The sequence below is a fragment of the Flavivirga jejuensis genome (assembly GCF_030540765.1).
Taxonomy (GTDB): Bacteria; Bacteroidota; Bacteroidia; order Flavobacteriales; family Flavobacteriaceae; genus Flavivirga; species Flavivirga jejuensis.
This window is the reverse complement of sequence record NZ_JAUOEL010000028.1, coordinates 1-1,934: the sequence shown is the minus strand read 5'-3', so window position 1 is coordinate 1,934 and position 1,934 is coordinate 1. Positions and strand designations below refer to the sequence as shown.

General features: G+C 30.9%; 1 protein-coding gene. It reads left to right on the top strand.

Annotated elements, in window-relative coordinates:
- Positions 1–898: 898 nt before the first annotated feature.
- On the top strand, positions 899–1,934 hold a 1,036-nt coding region (locus tag Q4Q40_RS24000), incomplete at its 3' end, for a hypothetical protein (RefSeq protein WP_303304593.1).

Below are 1,934 nucleotides of genomic sequence, written 5' to 3'. Positions count from 1 at the left end.
GAACAACCTGCTCCTAAAATTATGGTACTTTGTTTGGATCGTTTTAGTTCTCTCAATGCATAACATAACCGTAAAAACACATTTTCCTGTCCACTACCCATAATAAATAGTTATCCGTTATTCAAAATTTCACATAAGAAATCCTTATGCTGAAATTCCATTAAAATTTTTAAGCTAGAGTAATTAATTAAAAAAGGAGTATGTAAATATATATTATTTTGTTTTTAAACACCTAATTATTGTTTATTTTTTGTTGAAATTCAATCTCTTAGATGAAGTAGGATAGTGTTTTATTATTAATCCATATGTAGTAAGTGTAGATACCAAAAGAGGTATAATAGGACTTGCATATATTAGAAATTTTTGAGTAAAATTTAACCCCTTAGCAATTGCCATTATTATTGCCTAAGCAAAAACAGAGAATATCAAAAAAGTGATAATTAAAACAAATATTATACGTATATCAATTAATTCCAATAGTATCTTATTTTTTTATTGATAGTAATTTTACTACCAATAGGAAAGGGATAGGAAGGTTTAAATTTTTAACTACTCTAACCTAATTAATCTAAAAACCATTCCTGTTCCTTTATACTATTGCTTTTTCTTTATATGCCTTCGCTTTGGTTTATGAAGCTACCAAAAAAGCGAACCGATAATTTCGCTAAAAGTGATTTTGTTTTATCGGAATTGTCTGTAAAACAACAATTATGTATAGTAAAAACGAAATGAAATGAAAAAAAGGGGGTATGGGGGCAGTCATGGTCGGAAGATTTTTTCTTCCGACTTTTTTTGTTTTATGAGGCAGAAAACAACAGTTTAACCATTTGATTATCAGATTCTTAATTTGTTTTTCTGATGTATTTTTCGTATCTTATTTACTGATAATCAATTTGTTATGTCAGTATTTAAAGGTCACAAAATTTCTGTAAGTCAATTATTGGGCGTTATTCCAGAAGCTCTTTTATCCAAGTTATCATTAACTACTAAAGTTGATTACTATACCAAAGTTCTCCACGGCAAAAAAATGTTCTACCTACTGCTCTATGGTATTTTAGAGAACGAGAAACTTAGCCAACGTACCCTAGAGGATACTTTTAATGATTTTTTGTTCAAAACACTTTTTGATTTAGATAAATCTGAAACGATAAGACGAAGTTCCATTTCTGAAAGATTGTCCAAAATTGATTCTGATTATTTCCGTCAGATATATCAATGCGTCTACCAGCAGTTTTATGATGCCTGCCCTAATACGAATAACGGAAAATATCATTTGATCCATGTCGATAGTTCCATGGTTAGTGAAGCTGCGAGTAAATTGTTGGAAGGGATCAATCATCAAAACGGAAAGAAATCTGTTAAATACAGTATGGCTTTTGATGGTTTATTACCCTGTTGTTCCAATGTCTTTACCAAATCAAAGTATTCCAGTGAAGATACTGCCTTGCCTGAAGTTATAATGGATCACGCAAAACAAGAGGCGCACCATCAAAATATCTATGTTATTGATAGAGGGCTTCAATCTACAAGAACAATGAAATCATTTACCAATGATGCTGTTACTTTTATTGTTAGGGCAAAAGAAAACCGTAAACACATAGAGTTACAATCTTTACTCAAACAAGGTCAAGATTTAGATTTGGGAGAATTGAAGCTTATTAAAGATAGTAAAGTGCAACTTTATACGGGAAAAGCAATCCATAACAAAAAAGGCAATATTCATTATAGAGAAGAATTGGTAGAGACCCCTTTTCGTTTGATTGTAGCAAAAACTAAAACAGGAGAACAAAAAGACTTTTGGTTTATTACAAATGATTTTAAGTTCTCTAGGGTTTTGTTTACTAAAATCACAAAGGAAGCTTTCAAAAATAGTATTGGACACCCATGGTGTTTCCCAGTAGAAACTATCTCCTGTAATAGGAGAGAAACAGCCC